Source organism: Burkholderia sp. PAMC 26561 (genome assembly GCF_001557535.2).
Classification (GTDB): Bacteria; Pseudomonadota; Gammaproteobacteria; order Burkholderiales; family Burkholderiaceae; genus Caballeronia.
On the sequence record NZ_CP014306.1, the window covers coordinates 1,229,918 to 1,256,351 of the forward strand.

The 26,434-nt window shown below is 61.2% G+C and carries 28 protein-coding genes and 1 pseudogene; 14 read left to right on the top strand and 15 right to left on the bottom strand.

The genetic code is table 11. The features are described 5' to 3' along the window. Nucleotides 1-5: 5 nt before the first annotated feature. From gspF to gspN, 10 genes are all read left to right on the top strand, one after another. Nucleotides 6-1,223, top strand: coding sequence for a type II secretion system inner membrane protein GspF (gene gspF / locus AXG89_RS05820; protein ID WP_062168486.1), 1,218 nt, complete (start codon nucleotides 6-8; stop codon nucleotides 1,221-1,223). A 13-nt stretch (nucleotides 1,224-1,236) separates the two neighbouring features. Further along, on the top strand, nucleotides 1,237-1,650 hold the full coding sequence (locus AXG89_RS05825) for a type II secretion system protein N (RefSeq protein WP_056358771.1): 414 nt from the start codon (nucleotides 1,237-1,239) through the stop codon (nucleotides 1,648-1,650). A 190-nt stretch (nucleotides 1,651-1,840) separates the two neighbouring features. Further along, nucleotides 1,841-2,314, top strand: a complete 474-nt coding sequence (gene gspG, locus AXG89_RS05830) for a type II secretion system major pseudopilin GspG (protein ID WP_056358946.1) — start codon at nucleotides 1,841-1,843, stop codon at nucleotides 2,312-2,314. A 68-nt stretch (nucleotides 2,315-2,382) separates the two neighbouring features. Beyond that, complete coding sequence (locus AXG89_RS05835; RefSeq protein WP_062170311.1) at nucleotides 2,383-2,865, top strand: GspH/FimT family pseudopilin; 483 nt, start codon at nucleotides 2,383-2,385, stop codon at nucleotides 2,863-2,865. Then, on the top strand, nucleotides 2,865-3,260 hold the full coding sequence (gene gspI / locus AXG89_RS05840) for a type II secretion system minor pseudopilin GspI (RefSeq protein ID WP_062168487.1): 396 nt from the start codon (nucleotides 2,865-2,867) through the stop codon (nucleotides 3,258-3,260). The genes AXG89_RS05835 and gspI overlap by 1 nt, the downstream gene beginning before the upstream one ends. After that, nucleotides 3,238-3,933: a PulJ/GspJ family protein gene (locus tag AXG89_RS05845; RefSeq protein ID WP_082771342.1), complete on the top strand. Its 696-nt coding sequence runs from the start codon at nucleotides 3,238-3,240 to the stop codon at nucleotides 3,931-3,933. The genes gspI and AXG89_RS05845 overlap by 23 nt, the downstream gene beginning before the upstream one ends. A gap of 2 nt (nucleotides 3,934-3,935) precedes the next feature. Beyond that, complete coding sequence (gspK, locus tag AXG89_RS05850; RefSeq protein WP_236873378.1) at nucleotides 3,936-5,042, top strand: type II secretion system minor pseudopilin GspK; 1,107 nt, start codon at nucleotides 3,936-3,938, stop codon at nucleotides 5,040-5,042. Between the two features lie 64 nt (nucleotides 5,043-5,106). Beyond that, entirely contained in the window at nucleotides 5,107-6,414 is a 1,308-nt protein-coding gene (gene gspL, locus AXG89_RS05855) for a type II secretion system protein GspL (protein WP_062168491.1), read from the top strand. Beyond that, entirely contained in the window at nucleotides 6,411-6,914 is a 504-nt protein-coding gene (gspM, locus tag AXG89_RS05860; RefSeq protein WP_062168492.1) for a type II secretion system protein GspM, read from the top strand. Before gspL ends, gspM begins: the two co-directional genes overlap by 4 nt. Further along, nucleotides 6,911-7,702, top strand: a complete 792-nt coding sequence (gene gspN, locus AXG89_RS05865; RefSeq protein ID WP_062168493.1) for a type II secretion system protein N — start codon at nucleotides 6,911-6,913, stop codon at nucleotides 7,700-7,702. Before gspM ends, gspN begins: the two co-directional genes overlap by 4 nt. Here gspN and AXG89_RS05870 read toward each other — a convergent pair whose 3' ends face one another. The 6 genes from AXG89_RS05870 to ada all read right to left on the bottom strand — a co-directional run bounded on the left by AXG89_RS05870 (nucleotide 7,703) and on the right by ada (nucleotide 14,833). Continuing rightward, nucleotides 7,703-9,235, bottom strand: coding sequence for an efflux transporter outer membrane subunit (locus AXG89_RS05870; protein WP_062168494.1), 1,533 nt, complete (start codon nucleotides 9,233-9,235; stop codon nucleotides 7,703-7,705). A 199-nt stretch (nucleotides 9,236-9,434) separates the two neighbouring features. Beyond that, complete coding sequence (locus AXG89_RS05875; protein WP_062170313.1) at nucleotides 9,435-9,695, bottom strand: hypothetical protein; 261 nt, start codon at nucleotides 9,693-9,695, stop codon at nucleotides 9,435-9,437. A 449-nt stretch (nucleotides 9,696-10,144) separates the two neighbouring features. Continuing rightward, on the bottom strand, nucleotides 10,145-10,720 hold the full coding sequence (locus tag AXG89_RS05880; RefSeq protein WP_236873379.1) for a hypothetical protein: 576 nt from the start codon (nucleotides 10,718-10,720) through the stop codon (nucleotides 10,145-10,147). A 203-nt stretch (nucleotides 10,721-10,923) separates the two neighbouring features. After that, nucleotides 10,924-12,543 carry a glutamate--cysteine ligase gene (gshA, locus tag AXG89_RS05885; RefSeq protein ID WP_062168496.1) on the bottom strand — a complete coding sequence of 540 codons (1,620 nt, stop codon included), beginning with the start codon at nucleotides 12,541-12,543 and terminating at the stop codon, nucleotides 10,924-10,926. 256 nt (nucleotides 12,544-12,799) lie between these two features. After that, complete coding sequence (locus tag AXG89_RS05890) at nucleotides 12,800-13,732, bottom strand: DNA-3-methyladenine glycosylase family protein (protein WP_119024625.1); 933 nt, start codon at nucleotides 13,730-13,732, stop codon at nucleotides 12,800-12,802. Beyond that, on the bottom strand, nucleotides 13,733-14,833 hold the full coding sequence (ada, locus tag AXG89_RS05895) for a bifunctional DNA-binding transcriptional regulator/O6-methylguanine-DNA methyltransferase Ada (protein WP_062168498.1): 1,101 nt from the start codon (nucleotides 14,831-14,833) through the stop codon (nucleotides 13,733-13,735). It abuts the gene before it with no gap. Between the two features lie 325 nt (nucleotides 14,834-15,158). On the opposite strand from ada, the gene AXG89_RS05900 reads away from it, so the two are divergent. After that, on the top strand, nucleotides 15,159-15,572 hold the full coding sequence (locus tag AXG89_RS05900) for a VOC family protein (RefSeq protein WP_062168500.1): 414 nt from the start codon (nucleotides 15,159-15,161) through the stop codon (nucleotides 15,570-15,572). Nucleotides 15,573-15,585: 13 nt separating this feature from the next. On the opposite strand, the gene AXG89_RS05905 is transcribed toward AXG89_RS05900, so the two are convergent. Both AXG89_RS05905 and sap1 read right to left on the bottom strand, forming a co-directional pair. Then, complete coding sequence (locus tag AXG89_RS05905; RefSeq protein WP_062170320.1) at nucleotides 15,586-16,137, bottom strand: YaeQ family protein; 552 nt, start codon at nucleotides 16,135-16,137, stop codon at nucleotides 15,586-15,588. A 225-nt stretch (nucleotides 16,138-16,362) separates the two neighbouring features. Next, complete coding sequence (gene sap1 / locus AXG89_RS05910; protein WP_062168502.1) at nucleotides 16,363-16,707, bottom strand: surface attachment protein Sap1; 345 nt, start codon at nucleotides 16,705-16,707, stop codon at nucleotides 16,363-16,365. Nucleotides 16,708-17,224: 517 nt separating this feature from the next. Between sap1 and AXG89_RS05915 the strand changes: the two genes are divergently transcribed. Further along, entirely contained in the window at nucleotides 17,225-17,851 is a 627-nt protein-coding gene (locus AXG89_RS05915) for a LysE family translocator (RefSeq protein ID WP_062168504.1), read from the top strand. Nucleotides 17,852-17,905: 54 nt separating this feature from the next. Here AXG89_RS05915 and AXG89_RS05920 read toward each other — a convergent pair whose 3' ends face one another. The 3 genes from AXG89_RS05920 to mnmE all read right to left on the bottom strand — a co-directional run bounded on the left by AXG89_RS05920 (nucleotide 17,906) and on the right by mnmE (nucleotide 20,525). After that, nucleotides 17,906-18,310, bottom strand: a complete 405-nt coding sequence (locus AXG89_RS05920) for a hypothetical protein (RefSeq protein WP_062168505.1) — start codon at nucleotides 18,308-18,310, stop codon at nucleotides 17,906-17,908. After that, on the bottom strand, nucleotides 18,307-18,993 hold the full coding sequence (locus tag AXG89_RS05925; protein WP_062170322.1) for a hypothetical protein: 687 nt from the start codon (nucleotides 18,991-18,993) through the stop codon (nucleotides 18,307-18,309). The genes AXG89_RS05920 and AXG89_RS05925 overlap by 4 nt, the downstream gene beginning before the upstream one ends. 143 nt (nucleotides 18,994-19,136) lie before the next feature. Beyond that, nucleotides 19,137-20,525, bottom strand: coding sequence for a tRNA uridine-5-carboxymethylaminomethyl(34) synthesis GTPase MnmE (gene mnmE, locus AXG89_RS05930; protein WP_062168506.1), 1,389 nt, complete (start codon nucleotides 20,523-20,525; stop codon nucleotides 19,137-19,139). A gap of 327 nt (nucleotides 20,526-20,852) precedes the next feature. Here mnmE and AXG89_RS05935 point away from each other — a divergent pair, with 327 nt between their 5' ends. Continuing rightward, nucleotides 20,853-21,272, top strand: coding sequence for a hypothetical protein (locus tag AXG89_RS05935; protein ID WP_062168507.1), 420 nt, complete (start codon nucleotides 20,853-20,855; stop codon nucleotides 21,270-21,272). 74 nt (nucleotides 21,273-21,346) lie between these two features. Here AXG89_RS05935 and yidC read toward each other — a convergent pair whose 3' ends face one another. The 4 genes and pseudogenes from yidC to rpmH form a co-directional block, all read right to left on the bottom strand. Next, complete coding sequence (gene yidC, locus AXG89_RS05940) at nucleotides 21,347-23,038, bottom strand: membrane protein insertase YidC (RefSeq protein WP_062168509.1); 1,692 nt, start codon at nucleotides 23,036-23,038, stop codon at nucleotides 21,347-21,349. A gap of 173 nt (nucleotides 23,039-23,211) precedes the next feature. Further along, a pseudogene (gene yidD, locus AXG89_RS44605) lies at nucleotides 23,212-23,457 on the bottom strand (membrane protein insertion efficiency factor YidD); the annotation flags it as partial. A gap of 52 nt (nucleotides 23,458-23,509) precedes the next feature. Continuing rightward, a complete protein-coding gene (gene rnpA, locus AXG89_RS05950; RefSeq protein ID WP_062168511.1) occupies nucleotides 23,510-23,983 on the bottom strand; it encodes a ribonuclease P protein component in 474 nt (157 codons plus the stop codon). Between the two features lie 100 nt (nucleotides 23,984-24,083). Beyond that, nucleotides 24,084-24,218 carry a 50S ribosomal protein L34 gene (gene rpmH / locus AXG89_RS05955; protein ID WP_006998755.1) on the bottom strand — a complete coding sequence of 45 codons (135 nt, stop codon included), beginning with the start codon at nucleotides 24,216-24,218 and terminating at the stop codon, nucleotides 24,084-24,086. Between the two features lie 418 nt (nucleotides 24,219-24,636). Between rpmH and dnaA the strand changes: the two genes are divergently transcribed. Beyond that, nucleotides 24,637-26,223 (top strand): chromosomal replication initiator protein DnaA, encoded by a 1,587-nt coding sequence (dnaA, locus tag AXG89_RS05960; protein WP_062168515.1) that lies wholly within the window; start codon nucleotides 24,637-24,639, stop codon nucleotides 26,221-26,223. Nucleotides 26,224-26,434: the final 211 nt, after the last annotated feature.

Consider the following 26,434-nt stretch of genomic DNA (forward strand, 5'->3'; position numbering starts at 1 on the left):
CATCCATGCCGGCGTTTCGTTTTGAAGCTATCGATCAGGCGGGCAAGTCGCAAACAGGCGTACTCGATGCCGACAGCGCCCGCTCCGCGCGCAGCCAGTTGCGCACGCAAGGGTTGACGCCGCTTGTCGTGGAAGCGGCGGGGTCGCGTACGCGCGGTGAGCGAAAGCAGCGTCTTTCGCTGGGAAAACGTTTGTCGCAGCGCGAGCAGGCCATTCTCACGCGGCAACTCGCCAGCTTGCTGATCGCGGGATTGCCGCTCGGCGAGACGCTATCGGTCCTGACTGAGCAATCGGAGCGCGATTACATCCGCGAACTGATGGCCGCGATCCGCGCCGAAGTGCTCGGCGGCCATTCGTTTGCCAATGCGCTCGCCGAACATCCGCGCGACTTCCCGGAGATTTATCGGGCGCTCGTGGCCGCCGGCGAACATACCGGCAAGCTCGGCCTCGTGTTGTCGCGGCTCGCGGATTACATCGAACAGCGCAATGCGCTCAAGCAGAAGATCGTGCTCGCGTTCACGTATCCGGCGATCGTCACGTTGATCGCATTTGGGATCGTGACGTTCTTGCTGAGCTACGTCGTGCCGCAAGTGGTGAACGTGTTCGCAAGCACGAAGCAGTCGCTCCCGTTCTTGACCATCGCGATGATGGCGCTTTCCGGTTTCGTCCGGAATTACTGGTGGGCCATGTTGATCGGCGTGATCGCAATTAGCTGGTTCATCAAGCAGTTGCTTGCCCGGCCCGGACCACGCATGGCGTTCGATCGATGGCTCCTGACTGCGCCGCTGCTCGGCAAGCTGGTGCGCGGTTATAACACCGTGCGTTTTGCCAGCACGCTCGCCATCCTGACGGCGGCCGGCGTGCCGATCCTGCGTGCACTGCAGGCCGCCGGCGAAACGCTGAGCAATCGCGCGATGAGCGAAAACGTGGAAGACGCGATCATCCGGGTACGTGAAGGCACGTCGTTGTCGCGCGCGCTCGGCAACACGAAGACGTTTCCGCCGGTGCTGGTCCATCTGATCCGTTCCGGCGAAGCAACCGGCGATGTCACGACCATGCTCGACCGCGCGTCCGAAGGTGAAGCACGCGAACTCGAACGCCGCACGATGTTCCTGACAAGCCTGCTGGAACCGCTCCTGATCCTCGCGATGGGCGGCGTCGTACTCGTGATCGTGCTGGCGGTGATGTTGCCGATCATCGAATTGAATAATCTGGTGCAGTGAAGAAGTCGACCCTATGAACGCCCTCCAAACCCGCCTTCTTACGCTCGTCGCGCTCGCTGTTTTTTGCGCGACGCTGACTTGGTGGATCGTCACGCTGACATCGCATCAAAGTGCGCCATTGCCGGCGGCGGCGGCAGGGCGCGCGCCATCCACTGAACTTGCGGCCACCTTGTTCGGCGGCCAGTTGAAGCGTCAGGAAAACCAGGACGTGCATCTGTTCGGGATTCTTTCGCTGCAGCACGGCGCGGCGGCTATCGTCAGTTATGGCGGCGAGCCGGCAAAGGCCATTTCGCTCGGCGGTCCGCTTACCCAGGGCGTGACGATCAAGGAAGTGCGGGCGCGCTCGATCATCATCGACAGAAAAGGCGCGCTCTCCGAAGTCTTCCTGCCGCCGAATGCGCCGGGACCGACCATTTATGTGCGCTGATACCGCGCGAGATCAAAGGGAGCGAACGAGGGCGGGCGTTGAAGCGGAATCACCTTACGCCAGATCTATAGAATGCTTTCCTGCCCGCAACAACCGCGCGTTGGCGGCGGACAGACAGTGAACTCAACGGTGCGGCTACCTGACACGCGAGCGCCGTGAACGACATCAAATTGGAAAGGAAGATCAAGTCATGCAAATGTTGATGAAGCGCCGCGACGCACTCCAGACGGCGCAAGGCACGCAGAAGAAACGGCAGCGCGGCTTTACGCTGATCGAAATCATGGTGGTGATCGCCATTCTCGGGATTCTCGCGGCGCTGATCGTGCCGAAGATCATGAGCCGTCCGGACGAGGCGCGGCGGGTGGCGGCGAAGCAGGATATCGGCACGATCATGCAGGCCATGAAGCTGTACAGGCTGGATAACGGCCGTTATCCCACGCAAGAGCAGGGCTTGCGCGCGCTGATCGAGAAACCGACCAACGATCCGATCCCGAACAACTGGAAGGACGGTGGTTATCTGGAACGCCTCCCGAACGACCCGTGGGGCGCGCAGTATCAATATCTGAACCCGGGCGTGCACGGCGAAGTGGATGTGTTCAGCTACGGCGCGGACAACAAGCCGGGCGGCGAAGGCAACGACGCCGATGTCGGCTCGTGGCAATGAGTCACTTTTAAGCAACTTTCATAGAAGTAACCGACGTGAACCAGCAGCACGAGCCGTATCGTTCAGCCTTGTTTAAGCCGCAGCGCGCGGCGAAGGCGCGGCCGCAAGCTGGCTTCACGTTGCTGGAAATGCTGGTGGTGCTGGTTATCGCAGGGTTGCTGGTGTCGCTTGCTTCGCTGCAGCTCACGCGCAATCCACGCACCGATCTGAACGAGGAAGCGCAGCGGCTCGCGCTGCTGTTCGAATCGGCGGGCGACGAGGCGCAAGTGCGCGCGCGGCCGATTGCATGGCAGCCGCTCGACGGCGGTTTTCGTTTCGATGTCCGGACCGAAGACGGCTGGCGTCCGTTGCGCGACGACTTGCTGCGGCCGCGCCGCTGGGAAGGCGGCGTGACCGGCGTGACGATCCAGTATCTGGGCTCGGATCAGGTAACAAACAGGCTGGTGTTCGGCACGGAAGCCATCGATACCCCCATGGAAGTGACCATCGTCTCTGCAGTCGGACGGGCGACGATCGTGGGTACGGGCAACGGCCGGTATCGGGTGCGCTGATGGCGAAGCTTTTACGACCCGGGCGCGCACGCGGCTTCACAATGATCGAAGTGCTCGTTGCGCTGGCGATCATCGCGGTGGCGCTGGCGGCGTCGCTCAGGGCAGTAGGTTCTCTTGCAACCGGCGAGGCCGATCTGCACAACCGCTTGCTCGCCGGATGGAGCGCCGACAACGAACTTGCGCAGTTGCGGCTGACGCATTCGTGGCCGGATATCGGCACGAAGACGTTCGATTGTTCGCAGGGAAATCTCAGATTGACGTGCACCGATCGCGTGACGTCCACGCCGAATCCGATTTTCAGGAAAGTGGAAGTGTTCGTCACATCGCCCGGCCGGCCCGGCAATCTCGCGCAAATGGTCATGGTGGTGGCGAATGAAACCAATCGTTCGCTCTAAGCGCCAGGATCGTGGGGCACGTGGCCCACGTGGCGCGCGTGGCTTTACGCTGATCGAGATGCTGGTCGCAATCGCGATCCTTGCGGTAATCGCGGTGCTGTCGTGGCGCGGTCTCGACCAGATCATGCGCGGTCGCACGACCATCACGAACGCGATGGAAGACGAGCGTGTGGTGCAGCAACTGTTCGACCAGATGCGCATCGATGCGCGCCAGGCCGCAACCGACGACGAAGCCGGACAAGCGGCAGTCGCGATTGGCGGCAATTCCCTGCAGATCGTGCGCGGTGTGTATGGAGCAGGCACGGCGCCGCGTTTGCAAGTGATCCGTTACCGGCTGAGCAATGGTTTGGTCGTGCGGTTTGCATCGCCGCCGCTTGGAAATATTGGCGAAGTGCGGCGGGCTTTATCGGCGGGAGATGGTGCGGATGGCTGGTCATCGATTCCGTTGATGGCCGGCGTCACGACCTTCGCCACGCGCGCATACGTGCCCAAAACAGGCTGGACGATGAGGATGGCGGACGTGACCTCGCAGATCGTGCAAAACGACAACAACCTGAAAGTGCCGCAACTCGGCAACGCACCCCTGCCGCGTGCCGTGACGGGCATTCAGATTGCGGTCGGCGCGCACAATCTTGCCGCGCCGATCACGCGCGTTTTCCTGATCGGGGAATGACCATGAAACGCGCTTCACGCATCCGGACAACCCGCAAGGAGAAAGGCGTCGCGATCATCAGCGCGCTGCTGGTGGTGGCGTTGTCGGCGATCATCGTGTCCGGGTTGTTGTGGCGGCAGGAAGTGCAGATTCGTCGTATCGAAAACCAGCGGCTGCTTTCCCAGGCGCAATGGATCTCGCGCAGCGCGCTCGACTGGACGCGCCTGATCCTGCGTTCGGAAGCCGATACCGCGCCGACCGTCACGTATCTCGGCGGCGTGTGGGGCGTGCCGATCGCGAAAACGCGCTTGTCCGACTTTCTCGGGCAGATTGGCGAAGTGCGGGCGCAGCAGGGGGCATCGACGTATCTGTCGGGATCGATTGAAGATGCGCAGGCCAAATTCAACCTGCGCAATCTCGTGTCGACGCCAACGCCGGGTTTGCTGACCATCAACGTGGAAGAGATCCAGTCGTTTCAGCGTTTGTTGACGCTGCTTGGGCTCAACGGGTCGCTTGCGAAAACCGTGGCGCTGCAGTTGCGCGCCGGGCTGGCGCAGTCGGCGACGCGGTTTCAGACACAAGGCACGACCGCGGCCGCGTCGCAGCAGGCGGCGGTCCAGGGACTCGCGGCGGGTGGTGGCACGGGTGGCGGCAATTTCACCGATGATCCCGGCCTGGCTGACGCCGACAGCAACGCACCGGTCGCGCCGCTGCAGATGATCAACGTGGAATCGCTGATGGACGTCCCGGGTTTTTCACCGGAAATCGTCGATAAATTGCGGCCGTTCGTGACGGTGCTGCCGACCACGACGTCGGTGAACATGAATACCGCAACCGCCGAAGTGGTCGCGGCGACGGTGCCAGGCATGTCGCTCTCGCAGGCGCAGGCGTTCGTGGCGCGGCGCGAGACCGTGTTTTTCCACGATGTCGGCAACGTGCAGCTCGCGCTGACCGGCGCGGGCGTGAAGACGGACGGCATCGATATGAACCAGATGGACGTGACGACGAAGTATTTCCTGATCCACGGCCGCGTGGAGCACGAGCGCGCGGAAGTGGACCGGACCACCCTGCTGTATCGGGATCCGGCGACGCATACGACGCGTATCGTTTATGTGCGCGACCAGCTTTGATGCGAAGTACAGTGAATCACTTTGAAACGCTAAACACCAATACCCGAAGAGAAGAGAGCGGCCTTTGAGCACATTGATCGTCCTACTGCCGCCGCGCGATCCGGCGGTGCGCTCCGAAGAATGGAATTTGCCGGAGCTGCCGTTTTTGCTGCTGGACAAGCGCAACGTCACGCAACGCGCCGGCCGTGCAGCGCTCGGGCTCTTGCCGCGTGCGAGCGCGACGGTGCTGATCGTCGCCGCGCGCGACTTGTTGCTGACCGCCGCGCTGCTGCCGCCGCTGAAAGGGCCGCGTTTGCGCCAGGCATTGCCGAACGTGGTCGAGGATCAACTGATCCAGGATCCGCAGACGTGCCACATCGCCGTCGATCCTGTTGCGCTTGCAAGCGGACGGCGCGTGATGGCGGTCATCGACCGCGGCTGGTTCCGCTTCCTGATGGAAGCGTTCGCGAACGGCGGGCATCGGAATGTGAAAGCCGTGCCCGCGATGCGCTGCCTGCCGCTGCACGAAAGCGATCCCGACGTGCCGAATCCGTTCGTCGCGGGCGTGCTGGGCGAGGTGATCCCGACCGCGCCCGCGTTGCTTGGCGGCGATGCGCTGACGCTGCCGCCGAACGCGGCGCCACGCGTGGAGATCGCGATAGCGCGCGGCGAACACGCGGCGCTGGGCGAAGGCCTCGCAATTCCCGCCGATGCCGTCACGACCACGCTCGGCGCACTCGCCGGCGCGCAGCCCATGACGCTCTATACCTTGCGCGATGTACCCGGCGCGGAGCCGCGGCTTGCATCGGTTTCTTCCCGCGCGGCCATTCCCGGCGCAGAACCGCTGCCGTTCGAAATCCTCGCGCGCAACGCGCTCACCAACCGCTTCGACCTGTGCCAGTTCGAGTTTGCCGCGCAGCCGTGGCGGCTCGACCGCGCGACCATGCGGCGCCTGAAGGTACCGGTGGCGCTGCTGGCCGGGGCGCTGATCGTGTCGATGATCGGGATCAACATCCAGTGGATCCAGCTCGCGCGCCAACGCGACGCGATCAATGCGCAGATGACCGAGCTGCTGCTGAACACGTTCCCGAAAACCACCGTCGTGCTCGATGCACCCGACCAGATGGCGCGTCAGCTCGACCGGCTGCGGCTGGCGTCGGGACAATTGTCGCCGTCGGATTTCCTGTCCATCGCCGATTCATTCGCACGCGCGCTCGGGCCCATTCCGGTGAACGGCATCGCGGCGCTGGATTACCACGACAGGAAGCTCGACGTGACCTTCAAGCCTGAAACCAAGGTCGATCCTGGTTTGCAACGGCGTCTGGTTGCGAACGGACTAACGGGCGCGATCGACACCAACACGGGCAAGTGGTCCGTCAGGAGCGGCCAATGAAACAGGCAATCACCGATACCGCAAACGAGTTCTGGTCCGCCCGGACCCAGCGCGAAAAGACCATCCTGATGTGGGGCGGCGCTGCGCTGGCTATCGTCATTGTGTATCTCGTGTTGTGGGCGCCCGCGTATGAAGGCCGCGCGCGCTTGCGTGAATCGCTGCCGCGCATGCAGGCCCAGCTCGCGCAGATGACAGCGCAGGCCAATGAAGCGCGTTCGCTGACCGGCAGCGCGCAAGGCGTCACGCCGACGGGCGGCGCGCTGCGCGATGCGCTGACCAAGTCCCTCGCCGACAACAACATGCCCGCGACGCAAGTTCAGGTCGTCGGTTCGGCCGTGCAGTTCCAGTTGAAGAACGTGTCGTTCCCCGAGTGGACCGTCTGGCTCGACGATGTCCGCAAGCAATACAAGGTGCAGGTCAACGAGGCGCACATTACGGCGCAAAAACCCGATGGCCAGGTGGATCTGACGGCATCGCTGCAACCGGCCCAGGGACAATGAACCACGGAACACGACGGCTTCTCGCTGCCTGGCCGTGGTTGGCGGTGGCGGTTGCATCGGTGATCGTCACGTTGTTGGTCATGCTGCCGGCCGCGTGGATCGTGCCGCAGTTCGGCAAGAACACGGGCGGTCACGTCAATCTGGTCGACCCGGCCGGTTCGCTCTGGAAAGGCTCAGCCACGTTGATGCTCGCAACCGGCGGCGGCGGCGAAGGCGCGACCTTGCTGCCGGGACGCATTGAATGGCGTACCGCTTTCTGGCCGTTGTTCACCGGGCACGTGCGCATGCAAATGGGCCAGACGGATGCGATGCCGGACCCGGTTCTCGTCGATGCAAGCCCGAAACAGTCGACGCTTTCTTCCGGCTCCATCGCGGTGCCGGCGAGTTTGCTCAGCGGTCTTGGGGCACCGTTCAATACACTCGATCCGGACGGCAACGTGCGTCTGACGTGGACCGACTGGCGCGTGCTGGGACGCAACACCTATGGGCAGGTGATCGTGACGCTGGACGACATGTCGTCACGTGTCTCGCGCGTGAAGCCGCTCGGGTCGTATCGCGTGGTGTTTCAAGCGGAAGGACAGGCGGGCACGATCAACCTGACAACGACGCGCGGGCCGTTGATGCTGACCGGGCAGGGGGCGGTAGCGCAGGGCTCTAGCACGTTCAGCGGCGTGGCGACATCGGCGCCGGAAGCGCGCGAGAACCTGGCAGGACTTCTGAACCTGCTTGGCCGCCATACCGGCCCGGATACCGTCGAGCTGACGTTGAACCGGTCAGGCGCGCCTTGATTACTGCTTGGCCAGAACCGAACCGGTATTAAGCCCTGCGCTTGAATCCTGCGTGGAACTGGCGGCCGCGGCGGGCGCCGCAGAAGTCCCCGTTTCCTCGTTCATCTGCGCGGTTTCCCATCCGCCGCCCAGCGCCTTGATCAACCCGACCGACGACACCATCCGCTGACCCGCGATACTCGCGAGCTTCTGCTGGGCGGTGAACGCCGTGGTCTGCGCAGTGAGCACGTTGATGAATCCGACCGTGCCTGACTTGTACTGGTTCGTCACGATATCCAGCGCCTGCTGCGCCGACGCCACCGCCTGCTGCTGAACCACGATCTCGTTGGCGAGAATGCGAATGGACGCGAGGTTGTCCTCGACGTCCTGGAACGCTGTCAGCACCGCCAGGCGATAAGACGCGACAGACGCGTCATAAGCCGCACGCGCAGCTTCCGTGCGAGCGGCCCGCAGGCCGCCATCGAAGAGCGTGGCTGCGATGCTCGGCCCGAGCGTCCAGAACTGCGACGGCGCGCGCAGCAACTGCGAGAGCACGGAACTCTGGAATCCGCCCGATGCCGACAGCGTCAACGTCGGGAAAAACGCCGCGATCTCCACGCCAATCTGCTCGTTCGCTGCCGCAGCCTTGCGCTCGGCCGAGGCGATGTCCGGCCGCCGCTCCAGAATGGACGATGGCAGATCGGACGGAATCACGGGCGGGGTTGCATCGAGCGGAGATGCGGCAATGCTGAACGTCGATGCCGGTTCGCCGACCAGCACCGCGATTGCATGTTCGAACTGGGCGCGCGAAACGCCGTTATCGATGGCCGCCGCCTGCGCCGATTGCAATTGCGTCTGCGCCTGGATCACGTCCGAGCGCGCGATCGTGCCTTGCGCGTACTGGTTCTGCGTGAGCTGCAAGGTGCGTTGATAGGCGGCGACGGTATCGTCGAGGAGCTTTTGCTGCGCGTCGAGCGAACGCAACTGGAAATATGTTTGTGCCAGCGTGGCCTGCGCCGAGAGCCGTGCGTTCGCAAGGTCGGCGGCGGCACTTTGCTCGCCGGCACGCTGAGCGTTCACCGTGCGGCTGACCGTGCCCCAAAGATCCGGTTCCCAAGATGCATCCAGCCCGAGGTTGAAGGCATTGCTCACGCCGCTGCTGGAGAACTGCGAGTTCGTGGACCGATTGCCGGAACCAGAGCGTGTCCCCGACGCCGATAACCCCACAGTCGGGAAGTACGCGGACCGCGCCTCCGAAACCAGCGCGCGCGCCTGCCGATACGTCGCCGCGAACTGCTCGATCGTCTGGTTCGACGTGTTCAGCCGGCCTTCGAGGTCGTTGAGTTGCGCGTCGTTGAAAATGGTCCACCAGTTCCCACGGTCGATACGGTCAGCCGGTTGCGCAACCTTCCAGCCTTCGGGCGCCTCCTTGTAGGCGGCGGGAATGGCAGCGTCGGGGCGTGTGTAATTCGGCCCGACGGCACAGCCGGCAAGCGCCAACACCACGACAAGCGCGGATCGTCGATAAAACACGGGGATTCGGGTGTACGGCATCTGCTCTGGATTCCTGTCGGAGGCTGCGCGTTCCGGCAAGGCAATGGCGCCAGGCGAAACGGGTCCGAAATGGTAACTGAATGCGCGCGCAAGGCGCGCATTTGGGCAGACGTAAGGGTAACGGCTTGAAAGGAAACTGGGTTTACGCGTGTCGCGGATTCAGTTACGAGCCGTTACGCCGCGCAGTGATGCGCTTGCTTCAAGCGTCGCAGCGCTTCGGACTGCACAGCAGGGGCTTGGCGACGGTTGCCGCCGGCTTCGCAGACTTGCGCATCTGTCGATTTTCGAACCACGCCGCACCCAATACGACAAACGATCCGCCCGGCAGCAAAAACACGATCACGTAGAGCGCGAGTTTCCACGAACTCAGGTTCGGCGGAAGGATGTGCAGCAGTGCAGAGCTGACTGACTGGCCGAAGCGTCGGCCGAGGAGGCGGGTAGTTTGGGCAGCGCGGTTCATCGGTAAATCCATATGCGCATCGAAATTTTTCGATGCTTTCAATCGGTCAGAACATAGTCTCGGGTGGCGCCTTGGCGCGTAACTCGGTGCTTATAATAATATTGACTATGCAATCGATTTTCAAGACGGATAGCTTGCGATATTTTTCGATGTTGTTTTTCCGTCTTGGCGCCCGGGCAGCGGGCGAGACTGTGGACCATAAGGGAGATAACCCTTGTTGCCGCGCGGTTGGCCGAGTTTGTGGAACTTCGTGCTCATGTTGAGTCACTTTGTTTCGCATTGGTCGGCCAGCGAATCGGAAAAAACCGCCTTCGGACGAAAGTATGCCTATGCAAGTGTTTTGGCTATCGAGCCTATAGGGTTGTTCTGGGGGCGTTTGGGCAAGTCAGATGTGAAAAAGCCGCGTTCCTTTTCCGAACGCGGCCCTGTTTCTCTGGAGTTGCTTCAGGTTATTCAGGCGTCTGGCTCTGGCCTGACTGACCCGGTTGATTGTCGAGCGTCGGGGGCATTGCCTGCACGGGCATCGCGGGCGGTATCGGCTTGGTAGGTGGCGCCGGTGAGACCGGGGGCAATGCATTGCCGGATGCCGTGGCGCCGGACCGCGTACCCATTTGCGATGGACCGCCACGCACAAACTGCTTGAAGTCCGCGCCGGCCTTCCAGGGGTTCGGTTCGCAGCCGAGCATGTTGTCGCAATGCGCTGCAAAGCCGATGGTCGCTGTGCCCTCGTTGCTGGGCGTCTTGGTGATCTGGTAGGCGAGAGCGCGTTTTCCGCCCGACGGACCTGTTGTCTGGATGATCGAATCGGTGACCGTCTGCAGCTTGTATTCCGAATGGTTGGTCACCCAGACTTGCGCGCGGCCCCACCACGCGTCGCATTCGGCCTTGTTCGTGCAAGTGAGCGGCGCCGTGGCCTGTTCCATGGTTTCGCCGGCAATCTGGCCGTTCGTCGAACACCCTCCGAGCAGCGCGAATGCCACCGCGGCACCAGCCATACCCGTCGTTTTCATCAAGTTTGTTTTCATGTTCCCCGCTCCTTTATTAGCGTTCAGCCGGTCGGTCACGCTCGTAGAAGCAGGAGCGCGGAACGGCCAAATCTGATTCGTCGCTAATTTCAGACCCGATGCAAGCACGAGCGTTTCCGTGCGTTGCGTCCTGTTGCAAAACCAGTAAGGGTTGCCGCTGGTGAAGACTCGCGGCGCGGGAAAAGCTGCTTGAACGGTCTGGACTAGACGCTGATGCGGTTTAGCGTATAAGCCCGATACGCGCCGACGAATGCATCGAACGAACCAATTTCATCGCGTTCGATTCTTGCCTGATCCTCCAGCGACTTGGCCGCGAGCGCTTCTAGCTCGCGCGCGACTTCCGGCTCGAGCGGCCGGCTGCGGAAATGATCGGCGTGCTTTTCGCTCAGTTCGAGCGCGAAAGCGTCGAAGCTTTGGCCGCGCTCGCGCATGATCGACAGCACCTGCGCGGACGGTGTCAGCGATACATCCGCCAGCCGTGCCCGCTGGGCATCGAGCGCGAGGATGTGCTCATTGATACCGTGCAGTTTGTCCAGCGCCCGCGCGACCGGCTCGATTGCGTCCAGCAACTCGCCGGCCCAGCCTTGCATGGGCACTTCCCGGCCATCGCGAGCCAGCGTCAGGCCCGGCTTACGGCCTTCCTTCGTGATGCGCGCGAAGTTTTCATTGGCTTCTTCATTGGCGGGGCGCGGCAACAGCGGACTGTCTTCAAGCGCGCAATACAACAAATACGCGTCCATGAAACGCGATGTCTGCAGCGAGATCCCGGTCGGCTCGAACGGATCGATATCGAGGCAACGCACTTCGATGTACTGCACGCCGCGCGACGACAACGCATGCAACGGCCGTTCTCCCGGCTGCGTGACGCGCTTCGGCCGGATGGTCGAGTAGAACTCGTTCTCGATCTGCAGTACGTTCGTGTTGATCTGAATCCATTCGCCGTCGCGCTGCGTGCCGATGGCTTCATACGGCGGATGAGGCTCGCTGACCGCCTTGGCGAGCACATCGAGATAACCGTCGAGCGTATCGTAGCTAGGCAGCAGCGCGGCTTGCGCCGGGTTGTTCGTGTAACCGAGATCGCTCATGCGCAGGCTGGTTGCGTAGGGCAGATAAAGCGTGGTTGCATCCAACGTGTCGAGCGTATTCGGGCGGTCACGCAGGAACTGGCGGTTCAGCGCCGGCGACGCGCCGAACAGGTACATGAGCAGCCAGCTCGTGCGCCGGAAGTTGCGGATCAGCGCGAAATAGCGCTCGGACTGGAAATCGACCATGTGCGTGGTGCTGCGGCCGTCGAGTGCGGCCCACGCGCGCCACACGTCTTCGTGCAGCGAATAGTTGTAGTGGATCCCGGCAATACATTGCATCGTGCGGCCGTATCGAAGCGACAACCCGCGCCGATAAACATGCTTCAGCATGCCGATATTCGACGTTCCGTAGTTGCCGATCGGAATCTCCTGGTCGGCCGGAAGCTGGCCGGGCATGGAGTCGTTCCAGAGGAGTTCGTCGCCGAGATGCGCGTAAGCGAAACGATGCAGCTCGTCCAGTTTGTCCAGCGTGATCGCCACGTCGTTATCGGCCGGCGTGATCAGCTCGATCAACGCCTCGGAATAATCGGTCGTGATGAGCGGATGCGTGAGCGCGGAGCCGAACGCCCGCGGATGCGGCGTGGTGGCAAGCGCGCCGTTGCGCGTGACTCGCAGACTCTCCTTCTCGATGCCGCGCAGTCCCCGGCGCAAGGCGGCGCCGGGCTCACCGGCGGTCAGCGCTGCAAGGCGCTCCAGGAAGGCACTGCGGGAGGAGGATGAGGAATTCGTATTTGCCATTGCTGCGACGTTTGCGCTCGGCGCGAAACAGCATGCGCCAAATCGGATTTTTGGGTAGCGGGCACTTTAACATCTCAGTGTAAGCCGTGCTTGAAGCCTTGCCGGGTAAGGGTTTGCGCGAATTTGGAGTGGTTTCGGGCGTTACCCTCGCAGCATCACTTTTCCCGGACCGACGCGGCGTTTGCAGTTTGGCTGCGCCAGCGTGGAATTAATGTCTGATCTTGGGCGGGGTTATCGGCTGATCGAGGACGTTAGGTCAGCCACCCTTGGCCGATCCCGCCCGGTCGGCGATCTCGTTCCACACGTGCAGTGCGGCGTACGCACGATACGGCCGCCAGTTCTCAGCCCGGGCGCGAAGAGCGGCGGCTTTAGCCATCGATGGATCACGCGCCGCGAGCGCCTGCATCAGGATCAGGTCGGTGCCGGGCCACGCGTCCGGATCGCGCAGGGCACGCATCGCGACGTACTCCACCGTCCACGGGCCGATACCCGGCATGGCCAGCAACGCCGCCCGGAGTTCACCCCGATCCGAGCGAGGGTCGTCGAGCGGCAGGGCGCCCGTCGCGACCTCGCGCGCGAAACCCTGCAGCGCGGCCACGCGTTTGCCGGGCATGCCGATCTTGTCGAGATCGACCTGGGCGAGTGCGGCGGGCGTGGGAAAACGCCAGGCGGTATCGGCATGAGCGTGATCGGGAACGGGCGTACCGGCGCGCTGGACGAGCCGGCCAATGATCGTCGATGCCGCCTTGACGCTGACCTGCTGTCCGACGATCGCGCGCACGACCAGCTCGAAACCGGACCACGCGCCTGGCACGCGCAGGCCGGGAACGGCTTGCGTGAGCGGCGCAAACCACGGATCGCGGGCAAGATGCGCGGCGATGGCGGTTGCATCGGCGCGAAGGTCGAACATCCGCGTCAAATGCTCGCCGATCGGTTTCGCGTGGCGGCTCGCCGCGCCATCAACTGTGGCAACAAGACACGGCTTCGTTGCATGCCGCGTGACGCTGAGCGTGCCCGGCTCGCCCAGCCATTCGATTGCGCGTTTGTACGCGCCGTCTTCAACCGTTTCGACGCCCAGCGTCGCGCGTCCCGCAAAAAAACGCAGGACGCGCGGCCAGTCATAGGGCTCGACGAAGGGAAGCTGCAGACGAACAGGTTTGATTGCTGACGTATCGGACGCGGTTTTCAATCAGGACGTCTCCGCCGTTTCGCGCGCGGCTTCGTCCCGGCGCTCCTTTTCCGCCGATAACAACGCCACCTTGCGCGCCGTTCCCCATCGATACCCCGCAAGCGCCCCGTCCTTATGCACCACGCGATGACACGGGATCGCAAGCGCCACCGGATTCGACGCGCATGCGCTCGCCACCGCCCTCACTGCACGCGGCGAGCCGACAGCCTCGGCGATATCGCTATAACTGCGCGTCTGACCGTATGGAATCCGCTGCAGCGCATCCCATACACGTTGCTGGAACGCTGTCGCGCTGATATCGAGCGGCAGGTCGAAGTGCTCCCGCGTGCCGCGTAAATAGGCATCGATTTGCGCGATGAACGGCGCGAGCCTCGCCTGATCCTCAATCCGTTCTGCCTCGGATAATTCCAGCGCCAGATCCGCTTCGAGTGCTGCGGGGTCATCGCCGAAAGCGATTTTGCAGATGCCTTTTTCAGTCGCCGCCACCAGCACCGTGCCGAGCGCCGATTGCGCGGTCGCGAAATTCACGACAAGCCCCGCGCCTTTTCGCCGATAAACCGATGGCGTCATCCCCAGCTCGGCGGGCGCTGCGTCGTACATGCGCGATGTCGATCCGAAACCTGCGTCCTGCGTGGCGCGGGTCACGTCGTCGCCGCGTTGCAGGGCGCCGCGCAACGCGTCCGCGCGCCGAGCCGCCTGATATTGCCGGGGCGACACGCCGACCACACGCGAAAACAACCGTTGCAGGTGAAAAGGGCTGACATGCACGGCATCGCTCAATTGCGCGAGCGTGAGGCGTTCCTGCGGATCGGCATCGAGCACTTTGCACGCGCGCTCCACGATCGCCAGTTCCCGCGACAAACCGCCCGGCCGACACCGTTTGCACGCCCGGTAACCGGCTGCCTCAGCTTGGTGGACGTTCTCGAAAAACTCGACGTTCTCACGGCGCGGCGGCCGCGACGCGCACGACGGCCGGCAGAACACGCCGGTCGTGCGCACGGCGTAGAAAAATGCACCGTCGGCGCTGGCATCCCGGCTGGACATGGCATTCCAGCGGGATTCGGCATCGGCGAACGCGGCGGTTTCCTGATTGGTTTTCATCACATTCCTCACTAGACGAAGGGTACGTGATTACTGTAACGACGGGCGTTTTACGGGTCGCGCCGGTTCTTGCGCTGTCATTCGCGGCGGACGTCGACGTGATCGCGACGGAATGGCGAATGACGCACAGATGCGACACTTTGGCACCATAGGGGTTTTTACTACGATAAGTGTTGCAACGTACGAACCCACTGTGTAATATCGGAACTGTCTCCTCCATGTCTCCTCCTGATATGGATTCAGCCCGCTCCGCAACGAGTGGGCTTTTTTTCGTCTGCACGTTTCGCGGCAGGCTAGAATTTTCGGATAAAACCGGAGACATTCAATGCAGATCCCTATCCGCGAGATCGATCACGTCGTGATTCGATGCGCAGACCTCGACGCCATGGTCCAGTTCTACGCCACCGTGCTCGGCTGCCCGGTCGAGAAGGAACAGCGCGAACTCGGCTTGATTCAGATGCGCGCCGGGCGTTCGCTGATCGATTTGCTGGCTGTGGGCGCCAGGATCGACCGGCCGGAAAGCGGCACGCCGGGCACGGGGAACAACGTGGATCACGTGTGCTTGCGCGTCGAACCGTTCGATGCCGCCGCGCTTCGGGCGCATCTTACGGAGAACGGCGTGCGCCTGGGCGAAGAAGCCCGCCGATACGGCGCTGAAGGTTTTGGCCCGTCGCTGTATTTTTTCGATCCGGAGGGCAACCTGATCGAATTGAAGGGACCGCCCGAGCCGGAGGCTTGAGCGGTTCGCCGCGTCAGCGCGGCGCGCCCTTGAACACCGTCCAGTCGATGGCAACCGGATCCACGCTCGCGCTCCCAAGCGACACCTCGCCGTCCTGAATCGTGCATTGCAGCCGCATCGTCCGTTCGGCCAGTGCGCCGAGGGACGCCGCGACGCCGTCGGTGAGCGACCAGACGGTCACGTTCTGCATCCGCTCGACCTTCGACTTCACGCCCTGCCACCAGATTTCCGATGTCCGGCCGCCATACGCAATCACGATGACCCGATCCGCGCGCCCGCTCGCCTTCGCGATGCGCCGCTCTTCCGGCTGACCCACCTCGATCCACGTTTCGATTTGCCCCGTGAGATCCTTTTGCCAGAGGTCGGGTTCGTCGGTGTCCGACAGGCCTTTGGTGAATTCGAGCCGCTCGCTCGCGAGTAATGCGAAGGCGGCGACGCGCACCATCATCCGATCGTCGGTTTCAGACGGATGCCGTGCAATGGTCAGCGCGTGGTCGCCGTAGTAGTGCCGATCCATGTCGGCGATCTGCAATTCAGCTTTATAGATTGTGGATTTGAGGGCCATGCAACACCGGAAAGCCTCGGGTGAGAGGCCGAAAAAGGGATTCGAAACGGGATTCAGCGAAAAACGCAGCCAATGCTCGCGTGCGCCGACGCGTGATGATACCGAACGCGTTCGCTCGTTGCGGAAATTAGCGTGAAAGACGTGCGGGAGCACGACGCCGGACTGGCGATGCGGGGGAAATGCAAATCGGCGACAGGCGTCGCCGATTGATTTATGGCTTTGAGTTTATTGCTTGATAAATCGATCTGCGGTCCACATGCCTTGAGTATCGCTATTCGAGGCATTTACGAATTCGACGTCATGACCAATTACGCGCACTACGCGGAAATTTCCTTCTTCCGGTGTCGCCAGACATTGAAACCCGGAGAAGAATTCCTGCATTTTCTGTTGCTCGCCGGCTTGGGCATGCTGATCGGCGGAATCGAATTTATCCTTCGATAAACATCCGTACGAATTAGGCAAGAAACTGAATGTTTGTTGCGGTTGGACTACCTTGTCCTGAGCCTGGACCGAACCCATCAGGGCGGACAGACAGATCAGCGCGGCGCCGGCGACAGCACTCTTTCTCATTTATAGCCTCCATGCAACTATCTCTCGGGACGTAGCTATGTATTCAGCGGCTAGTTATTAATATGCAGCATTCATCCTAGACAAGAAATTCGAAAGAGCAAGCATGACTTGTGTGCATTTGCAACACGACCATATGCCGCATCTTCACTGGCCCCACGTATTTAAATGAGCGGTATTAAATGGTGCAACGCAATCCGCGTAACCATAAAAAATGCCCGGTTGATGAAACCGGGCATTAAACCTCACGAATGAGGGAGGAGACACTTCGCATTACCGGACTTGATCGCTGGTCAGAGTCCATCTCTGAATAAGCATTTTGTGTGCCGGTGCCGTTGCGGGTGGACAGCAAGGGTTTTGTCAGATGAAATGATTTTGTTTTCATGTACTTGGCGTCCATGTCAGTCAGTTCCGACGTGCGCGAGGATGCCGGACGAAGCCTCCGCGCATGTTTTTTATACAAAGGGTTGTCAGGACGGTTCTGCCGTGGATTAATCGATGCTTCTTTTCAGGAGCTGACATGACACTTGCCCAATGGCTGCCGTTTGCAATTGCATCGGCGATCCTCGTCGCGATACCCGGACCGACCGTGCTGCTTGTGGTGTCTTATGCGCTGGGACACGGCCGGAAATATGCCTTTGCAACAACCGCCGGGGTCGCGATGGGCGACCTTACATCGATGACCGCATCCATGCTCGGGCTCGGCGTGCTGCTGGCGGCATCGGCGGAAATGTTCATGGTGGTCAAATGGATCGGCGCCGCTTATCTCGTCTATCTGGGCATCAAGCTCTGGCGCGCGCCCGTGATCGATACCGACGCGGTCCGCTCGCCGACCGAGTTGCGCACGGGAAGGATCATTGCCCACGCCTATGCAGTGACGGTGCTGAACCCGAAAAGCATCATTTTCTTCGTGGCGTTCCTGCCACAATTCATCGATCCACACGTGGCCAGTGTTTCGCAGATTGCAATCATGGAGGCGACGTTCGTCGGGCTGGCGGCGGCGAATGCGTTTGGTTACGCAATGCTGGCATCGGTGGCGCGGCGGGCGATCAGGCGGCCGAGCGTGCAGCGCGGGGTGAACCGGACGGGCGGCGCGTTGCTCATGGGCGCGGGGGCGTTTGCGGCGGCGTGGAAGAAGGCGGGGTGAGCTGTATCCGATTTTTGGCATTGTGCTCCGAGGGCGAACGCCTTCGGAGCATGCCTACATGGTGATCTGCTCGAATTTCCCTTTGCCCGAGAAATTGAAAGGCACCCTGAACGCCGCACCGCCTTTTATGCCCTCGGACTGCTCAATGATCCGCGGCCACCACCGCACGAGGTTGTGGGCTTTGTCCCAGAATGTATGGCTTGACCATCCCTTATCGAGGAAAAAGACGATCAGGCCGGCTCGCCGTAGCGCTTCACGCTCCAGGCCTTTATTCAACTTGTCGTGAGTAATCACCGACCAGCCCCCTTCTTTTGACAAGGTGTCGATCCAGTCCGAGTCGGGAGTGTCCTGGGCAAATTTTTGTTTTAGATGACAGGCTTCATGCCCTTCAGGTTCGCTCAACGCGTGCAATGCCTTGGCTAGCGCGGGAGGCAGATTGTTATCGACGAAAAACTTCACGCGGCAAGACTTTCTTCAAAAGCGATTGCGGCGTCCACTGCGGCGACGGGCACCTCGTAAAGCCTTGCGACCAGATTCTTGTTCCCCTCGGCGAGAACCGCGTCGTACAGGATTTCTGTACGGACCGCGCCGTCTGCAACGACCGGTTTTCCAAAGGAAACTTCCGGATCAAGCATCACGGCTTTGCTTCGGTGCGACGGATACCACCGCGTCGCCAGCTGGTTCTGATCGAACTCGATGCCATGGTAGAGAGACGGCTCGATGACCTTTCTGAAAGCGTATTGTCGTCGAACCAGATCGAGCAGCTCCGTTTCGCCTGTTTCCTCCATGGCGGACGCAAAAATGGTGCGGCCGTCAGTCTGGAACCGACGAGAGGTGAATGGATAGGGCATCGCAAAGAGCTCACGGGCCATGCGACTCGCAAGCCGGATGGTCTGGAGGCTCACGCCGTACTTGCGAAAAGCCTGGACAAATCGGATCTCGAGCAAGTCGTGGAAAGTAATCCCGTCCATTTCGTCTTGAGCGAGTTCAGTTTTCCAGAGAGGCGGCACTGAAACAGATGTTTCTTGAGCTTTGTCCCGGTACGAATACCCGTCCAGCCATCGACGAAGATCCCTTATGGGGATCTTCGTGAGCCTCGACGCTTCATGGAAGGTGTATAGGCCGACGCCTGTAAGCTTCATATCCTCTTCCTCCAAAAAGTTGACGGGCCGGGCGATCCGGGCGTTCCGGGCCAAAAAGAACTCAAATTCTATCGAATTTCGTAAGCGAATATGTGTGGCAGTTTGTTTCGGTCTTGGGTCGCAACGAAGTGCAGCCTCCTGCGCTACTTCCCAATACAAAACCGGCTGAAGATCACGCCAAGCAGATCGTCCGAGCTGAACTCGCCAGTAATCGAATTCAACTGATCCTGCGCGAGCCTCAGCTCCTCGGCGAACAAATCCAGCGCCTGCGAGTTCTGGTCAGCGTGATCCGCCGCAGTCGCCAGATGCTCGCGAGCAGCGCGCAGCGCGATCAAATGCCGCTCGCGCGCCAAATAGATGCTTTCAGCGCCCGCCTGCCATCCGGCGATCTTCAGCAGTTCGTCGCGAAGCAGAGCGATCCCATCGCCCGTCTTCGCCGATAAACGCACCTCGCGCACTTCATCGCCGGCAATTGACGCCGATGCCGCCACGGCCGCCAGATCCGCCTTGTTCAACACACGCACGACCGGCACGCCCGCAGGAAAGCGCGCTGATATGGCGGTATCGTCAGCACTCAGCTTTTCGCGTGCATCGAGCAGATGCAGGACCACATCCGCGCGGCCAATTTCGCCCCACGTCCTTTCAATACCAATGCGCTCAACTTCGTCCTGCGTCTCGCGCAGGCCGGCGGTATCGATGACATGAATCGGAATGCCTTCTATCTGAATGGTCTGCGTGACCTTGTCGCGTGTAGTGCCGGCAATCGGCGTAACGATAGCCAGCTCCGCACCCGCCAGCGCATTCAAAAGCGACGACTTGCCCACGTTCGGCTGCCCCGCAAGCACCACCGACAACCCCTCGCGCAAGAGCGCGCCCTGGCGTGCATCGGTGAGCACCTTTTCGAGCAGCGCGCGGATGCGTGCAAGCTTGCCGCGAGCATCCGCAGCTTCGAGGAAGTCGATCTCCTCTTCGGGGAAATCGAGCGTCGCCTCGACCAGCATCCGCAAGGTGATGACGTCTTCCACGAGCGCATGGATCTGGCGGGAAAACGCGCCATCGAGTGAACGGCCCGCCGATCGCGCCGCAGCCTCCGTGCTTGCTTCGATCAGGTCAGCGACGGCTTCAGCTTGCGCAAGATCAAGCTTGTCGTTGAGGAACGCGCGCCGCGTGAACTCGCCCGGTTCGGCGAGCCGCAGACCGAAATCGCGGCCGGTATCGATAGCCCGCTGCAGCAGCAGTTGCAGCACGATCGGACCACCATGTCCCTGCAGCTCGAGCACATGTTCGCCGGTATAGGAATGGGGCGCGGGAAAGTACATCGCAATGCCGCGATCGATTGCTTCGCCGTGTGCATCGGTGAACGGCGCATAGGTCGCGTGACGCGCGTCGAGGAGCTGGCCGCACAGCGCAAGCATGGCGTGTTTCGCGGCCGCTTCGCCCGAGCGCCCGAACGACAGCCGCACCACGCCGATACCGCCACGACCCGGCGCGGTGGCGATCGCAACGATCGGATCGGAGTCATTGTTGGACATGATTTTCTCGAACTAAACGGCAGTCAATGAGGCAAGTAATGAGTCGCGGCATTGTAGCGCGGCGACTTGGTTTCGCTTTGCTAAGCAACCCCGCTAAGACAATTCTTAATCTATCTTATGTGGGCTATGATGGATTGGAGGGTGAGTCGGGGATGTGCATCGTTTCGGTGTACGCAAATGTCACGGCTAAGGGGTTTGCACCGTTTGGGTAATCAGCGCTGAAATTGTGATTGTTTTTCCCGAACTCGATAAAAATGCGGAACTTGCGCCATATCTAGCGCAGGTGGTTGACTTTGCAAGTGCGTTTGCCTCGCACAATCGCGACCTATGCCAACACCCCAAGAGAAAGCCGATTTTTCGGATCGGCTCAAATTTTCGATGACACGCGCGCCCGAGAAGATGCGCGGCGCAACTGATCTCGCCTTGCATTTCAATTTGCGATACCACGGCGAACCTGTTTCAGCTCAGACAACACACAAATGGCTGACAGCGCGTTCAATTCCCACCGCCGACAAACTGGCCACGCTTGCAGCGTGGTTCAAGGTCGAGCAACACTGGTTGCATTACGGTCCGCCGCCAAGTGGTACTCCACAAAGCGCGCCAAAGCCCATTGCCCACGATGAAAAATATCCGGCGTCCGAGGAAACGCTGGAGCTTGCATCGAAGATCGAAGCGCTGTCTCCGCATCACCGGTATTTGCTCGAAGAGCTCATTGACCAGTTTTATGGAGCGGGGAGCAAGCGGTAAAACGCCTTTAGCAATTTCCCAAAGGAAAACGCCCGGCAAGCCGGGCGTTTTCTTTCAAACCATTCAGCAAGACCTTAAGCCTTCGCCACTTTCTTCTGCCCCATCATCCGCGTGATGTAGTACTGCTGGGCGATGGAAAGCACGTTGTTCACTACATAGTACAAAACCAGCCCTGACGGGAAGAAGAAGAACATGACCGAAAAAGCCAGCGGCATGAACATCATCATCTTGGCTTGAATCGGGTCCGGCGGCGTGGGATTCAACCGCGTTTGCAGGAACATCGATACAGCCATCAGCACCGGCAAGATGAAGAACGGATCGGCTTGCGACAAATCGTGAATCCAGCCAATCCACGGCGCGCCGCGCATTTCCACCGACGACAGCAGCACCCAATACAGAGAGATGAACACCGGAATCTGCACCACGACCGGCAAACATCCGCCGAAAGGATTGACCTTCTCGGTCTTGTAAAGCGCCATTAGTTCCGCGTTCATCTTCTGCGGATCGCCCTTGTAACGCTCGCGGATCTGCGTCATGCGCGGCGTGATGGTTTTCATGCGCGCCATCGACTTGTAGCTCGCTGCCGACAACGGGAAGAACACCGCCTTGATCAACAGCGTAAGCAGGATGATCGCCCAGCCCCAGTTGCCCACATAGCTATGGATCTTCTCGAGCAGCCAGAACAGCGGCTTGGCGATGATCGTCACCATGCCGTAGTCTTTCACCAGCTCAAGACCCGGTGCAACGCCTTCCAGCATCCGCTCTTCTTCAGGGCCGGCGAAGAGGCGCGCTTTCACGTCGACGGTCTGTCCCGGCGCGATGGTCTGCAGCGGCTGCTGCACGCCCACGCGATACAACGCCGGATCGATCTTCTGCACATAGATGTCGCGCTTCACGCCCTGCTGCGGAATCCATGCCGACGCGAAATAATGCTGCACCATCGCGATCCAGCCGTTATCGGCGGAGGGCGTAAACGTTGCCTTGCCCTTGTCGATATCGCTGAAATCGATCTTCTGGAAATGATGCTGGTCCGAATAAACGGCCGGCCCGATAAACGTATGCGAGAAGCGCGGCGTTTCCACCGGCGAGCTGTCACGCACGAGTTCCATATAGAGGCGCGGCGTGACCGGCGCGGTGCCGACGTTCTGCACCTTTGTGTCGACGTTGATCACATAGCTGCCGCGGGTGAACGTGTAGGTCTTGATGACCTTCACGCCACCCTTGACCGGCGACTCGAACGCAAGCGACAACGTGTTGCCGTCGCCCATGGACGTCTGTCCGCCGGGAACCAGCGTGAAGACGTCGTTATGGTTCGGGAAATCGCCGCCGAGCAGGCCCGTGCGCGCGAGGTACGTGTGCGTGGCGGTGTGATCGAACAGGGTGATGTACAGGTCGGGCTGCTTGCCGTCGCCTTCCTTCACGAGCGAAAGCTTCGAGAGCGTGCCGCCACGTGTGTCGATGTCGCCGGAATACACGTCCGTCGTGAACTTCACCAGTTGTGCAGCGCTGGCGGCTGGTGCGTTTGCGCCAGGAACCGCTGCGGCGCCGGGAGCTGCGGGCGAACCCGGAGCGCCAGTCGTGGCGGGCAGATCGGAGGCTTGCGTGCCCGGAGTCGTGGTTCCCGGTGCTGCCGTGCCGGCCGTCTTGGTCGGGACGGCGCTCGGGAAGAACATCGACTGACGCCCATGGTCACGTTGCCAGTTGTCGAACAGCATGACAGCCGACATGAAAAAGATGACCCAAAGGACGGTACGTTTGATATCCATGCGTTGTCTCAGTGTCGATCGAAGAGCGCGTTATTGGCGCCGTTTGGGTTTGAACTCACCGGATTGGCCTTGTCTGTCAGTGAAGACGGATCAGGCGGATTCGATGGGCTCGGGGCAGAGTCGTCGACCGGGCCGGCCGCTGACACGCCATCCTGCTGAAAGCAGCTGGCGGCGGACGGGGGCACGGGGACCAGATCGATGCCGCCAGCCGAAAACGGATGGCAGCGGCACAGACGTTTTGCTGCGAGGAATGATCCACGCGCGGCGCCATGATACTGGATTGCTTCGCGCGCGTAGTCAGAACACGATGGGTAAAAGCGGCACCGGTTGCCGAGCATGGGGCTCACAGCAACCTTGTAAAAGCGCAATAAGGCGATCAAAGCCGTTTTTGCCGATTTTTCAAACAGTGCCGTTTGCATGGATTTAGCACCAGCGACTTCGTCCGGGGACCGGTTTTCAGTCTGGCGCTGCTCAAGAGCCCGCAGGCGTGGGTGGATCAGTGACGATAGCCGATGCACTTTGCTCCGCCATGCGTCGCGCGGCTTCGCGCACGGCACGGTCGAGCAGACCGTCGATCTCCTCGCGACACAACGCGCGCAGCGGCGGCGATTTCGCGCTCGGCATGGCCTTGCGGTCAATCTTGGCGTGCATGCGCAGCAGTATGTCCCAGCCGCCAAGCTCCGCGCGCCTGAGCCTGAAGGCTTCACGGGCGAGCCGCTTGATCAGGTTGCGCGTGACCGCGCGCGGCGCACACTTCTTGCCGATAACCAGTCCAAGCCGCGCTTCGTTGCCTGTCGGCTTGCCGTACAGGACGAAATGCGGGGACCGGCGCCAAGGGCGCAAACGAAAAACGGATGAATATTCATCCGTTTTCAGCAGCCTTGCGGCTTTGGGGAACGCGGCTCGTGCTTGCAACTGACCGATTTCCTGTCCGGAGCGCGTCATGCAGTGCACCTCCGGGTCATCGCTCGCGTCGGGGCGAATGCTGGCGGGCGCTGTTGATGCCGTAAGCGGCCCTGACAATGGCGACCTGAACCCGGCGACCTTAAACTGCCAGGCGCTTGCGGCCCTTCGCACGGCGAGCGTTGATGACCTTGCGGCCACCCGCGGTCTTCATGCGAACGCGAAAGCCATGGGTGCGCTTGCGGCGGGTAACGGAAGGTTGGTAAGTGCGTTTCATGTTGGTCTCACTTGGGTAAAAACGGACCGCGCGGCATAACGAAGCGACATAAAAATTGACGCACCGGCCGGTGGTACAGGAATTCGGGTTTTGCGGAACCCGCTATTTAAACCGTTTTCCTATTGACCGTCAATAGGTTACGGTGCATGCCCCCGGTTTTCGAGGGGAAGTCCACAGGTCAGTTGATTCAGTACGCGAGATGGTCCGTCCCTGTGGATAACTCGCGCCGCGGTTGCATTTGGCGTTAGAATCTCCCCTCAATCCGACGCAACCGCACGTAGTCCCGGTCCTCTGTACCGCCTGCAAAGCCAGGCTGGGCAAGACTTCGGGGTATGCTCGCCCGCGCGCTCCAGGCTTTGCAGCCGGGCAGCGGCGAGGGCGGCGGCAGGACTCGCGGCAACCCTAACGACTGCACTCGATGACCGATTTTTGGCAACACTGTTCCGCATTGCTGGAGCGCGAACTCACGCCGCAGCAGTACGTCACGTGGATCAAACCGCTGGCCCTCGTCGATTTCGACGCCGATGCGAGCACGCTGCGCATCGCCGCGCCCAACCGGTTCAAGCTCGACTGGGTGAAAAGCCAGTTTTCGGGCCGTATTGCCGACCTGGCCCGGGATTTCTGGAAGGCGCCCGTCGACATCCAGTTCGTCCTCGATCCCAAAGCCACCGCGCGCAAGGCGATGGGCGGTGCGCCCGCGCCCGTGCCGGCGGCATCGTCGCCTGCACAACAGCCGCCGCGCCCGCAGGTCGAAGCGTCTTCTTCGGACAGGCCGAACGGCGGCCACGCGAACGCCAGCGCCCACATCAATGCGCTCGCCGCAGAGGCCGCGCAAGACGCGCAATCGCGGCAACACAACGACCAGTCGGATCACGCCGATCTCGACCTCCCGAGCCTCGACGCGAACGAAGCCGCCGCCGCGCGCCGTACATGGCGGCCGGGCGGCACGGCGTCATCGAATGGGGAAAACGATTCGGCTTACGAGCGCTCGAAGCTCAACCCCGTGCTCACCTTCGATAACTTCGTGACGGGTAAAGCGAACCAGCTCGCCCGCGCAGCCGCGATCCAGGTCGCCGACAACCCCGGCATCTCGTACAACCCGCTGTTCCTGTATGGCGGCGTGGGGCTGGGCAAGACGCACTTGATCCACGCCATCGGCAATCAGTTGCTGCAGGACAAGGCCGGCGCGCGCATCCGCTACATTCACGCGGAGCAATACGTGTCGGACGTGGTGAAGGCCTACCAGCGCAAGGCCTTCGACGACTTCAAGCGTTATTACCATTCGCTCGACCTGCTGCTGATCGACGATATCCAATTCTTCTCCGGCAAATCGCGCACGCAGGAAGAGTTTTTCTACGCGTTCGAAGCGCTGGTTGCGAACAAGGCGCAGGTGATCATCACCAGCGATACCTATCCGAAGGAGATTTCGGGCATCGATGACCGGTTGATCTCACGCTTCGACTCCGGCCTGACGGTTGCAATCGAGCCGCCGGAACTCGAAATGCGCGTGGCCATCCTGATGCGCAAGGCGCAATCGGAAGGCGTGAGCTTGTCCGAGGACGTGGCGTTTTTTGTCGCAAAACATTTGCGTTCGAACGTGCGCGAGCTCGAAGGCGCACTGCGCAAGATCCTGGCGTTTTCGCGCTTCCACGGGCGCGAGATTTCCATCGAATTGACGAAAGAAGCGCTGAAAGACCTTCTGACGGTGCAAAACCGCCAGATTTCGGTGGAAAACATCCAGAAGACGGCGGCGGACTTCTACAACATCAAAGTCGCCGACATGTACTCGAAGAAGCGCCCGGCGAACATCGCGCGGCCGCGGCAGATCGCAATGTACCTGGCCAAGGAACTCACGCAGAAAAGCCTGCCGGAAATCGGCGAATTGTTCGGCGGCCGCGATCACACCACTGTGCTTCATGCGGTGCGGAAAATCTCCGCCGAACGTGGCACGGATGCCCAGTTGAACCACGAATTGCACGTGCTCGAACAGACGCTCAAAGGTTAGCCGGGCGTTCCTGAATTCGTGCCGGAAACGGGACCTGTTTATTGACGAAATTGCCCCCATTTTCGGGGTAAGGGCAGGTTTTGAGGCACAATATGGGTTTGACCGTCCAGCGGCGCTGGGCGGCGTTTCGGCGTAAGCCTGGCACGTGCGGGCGGCAGTGACCGCAGGCACGTGACACGAGACCGTTCCAAAGCAATCCATGCGGTGGCAA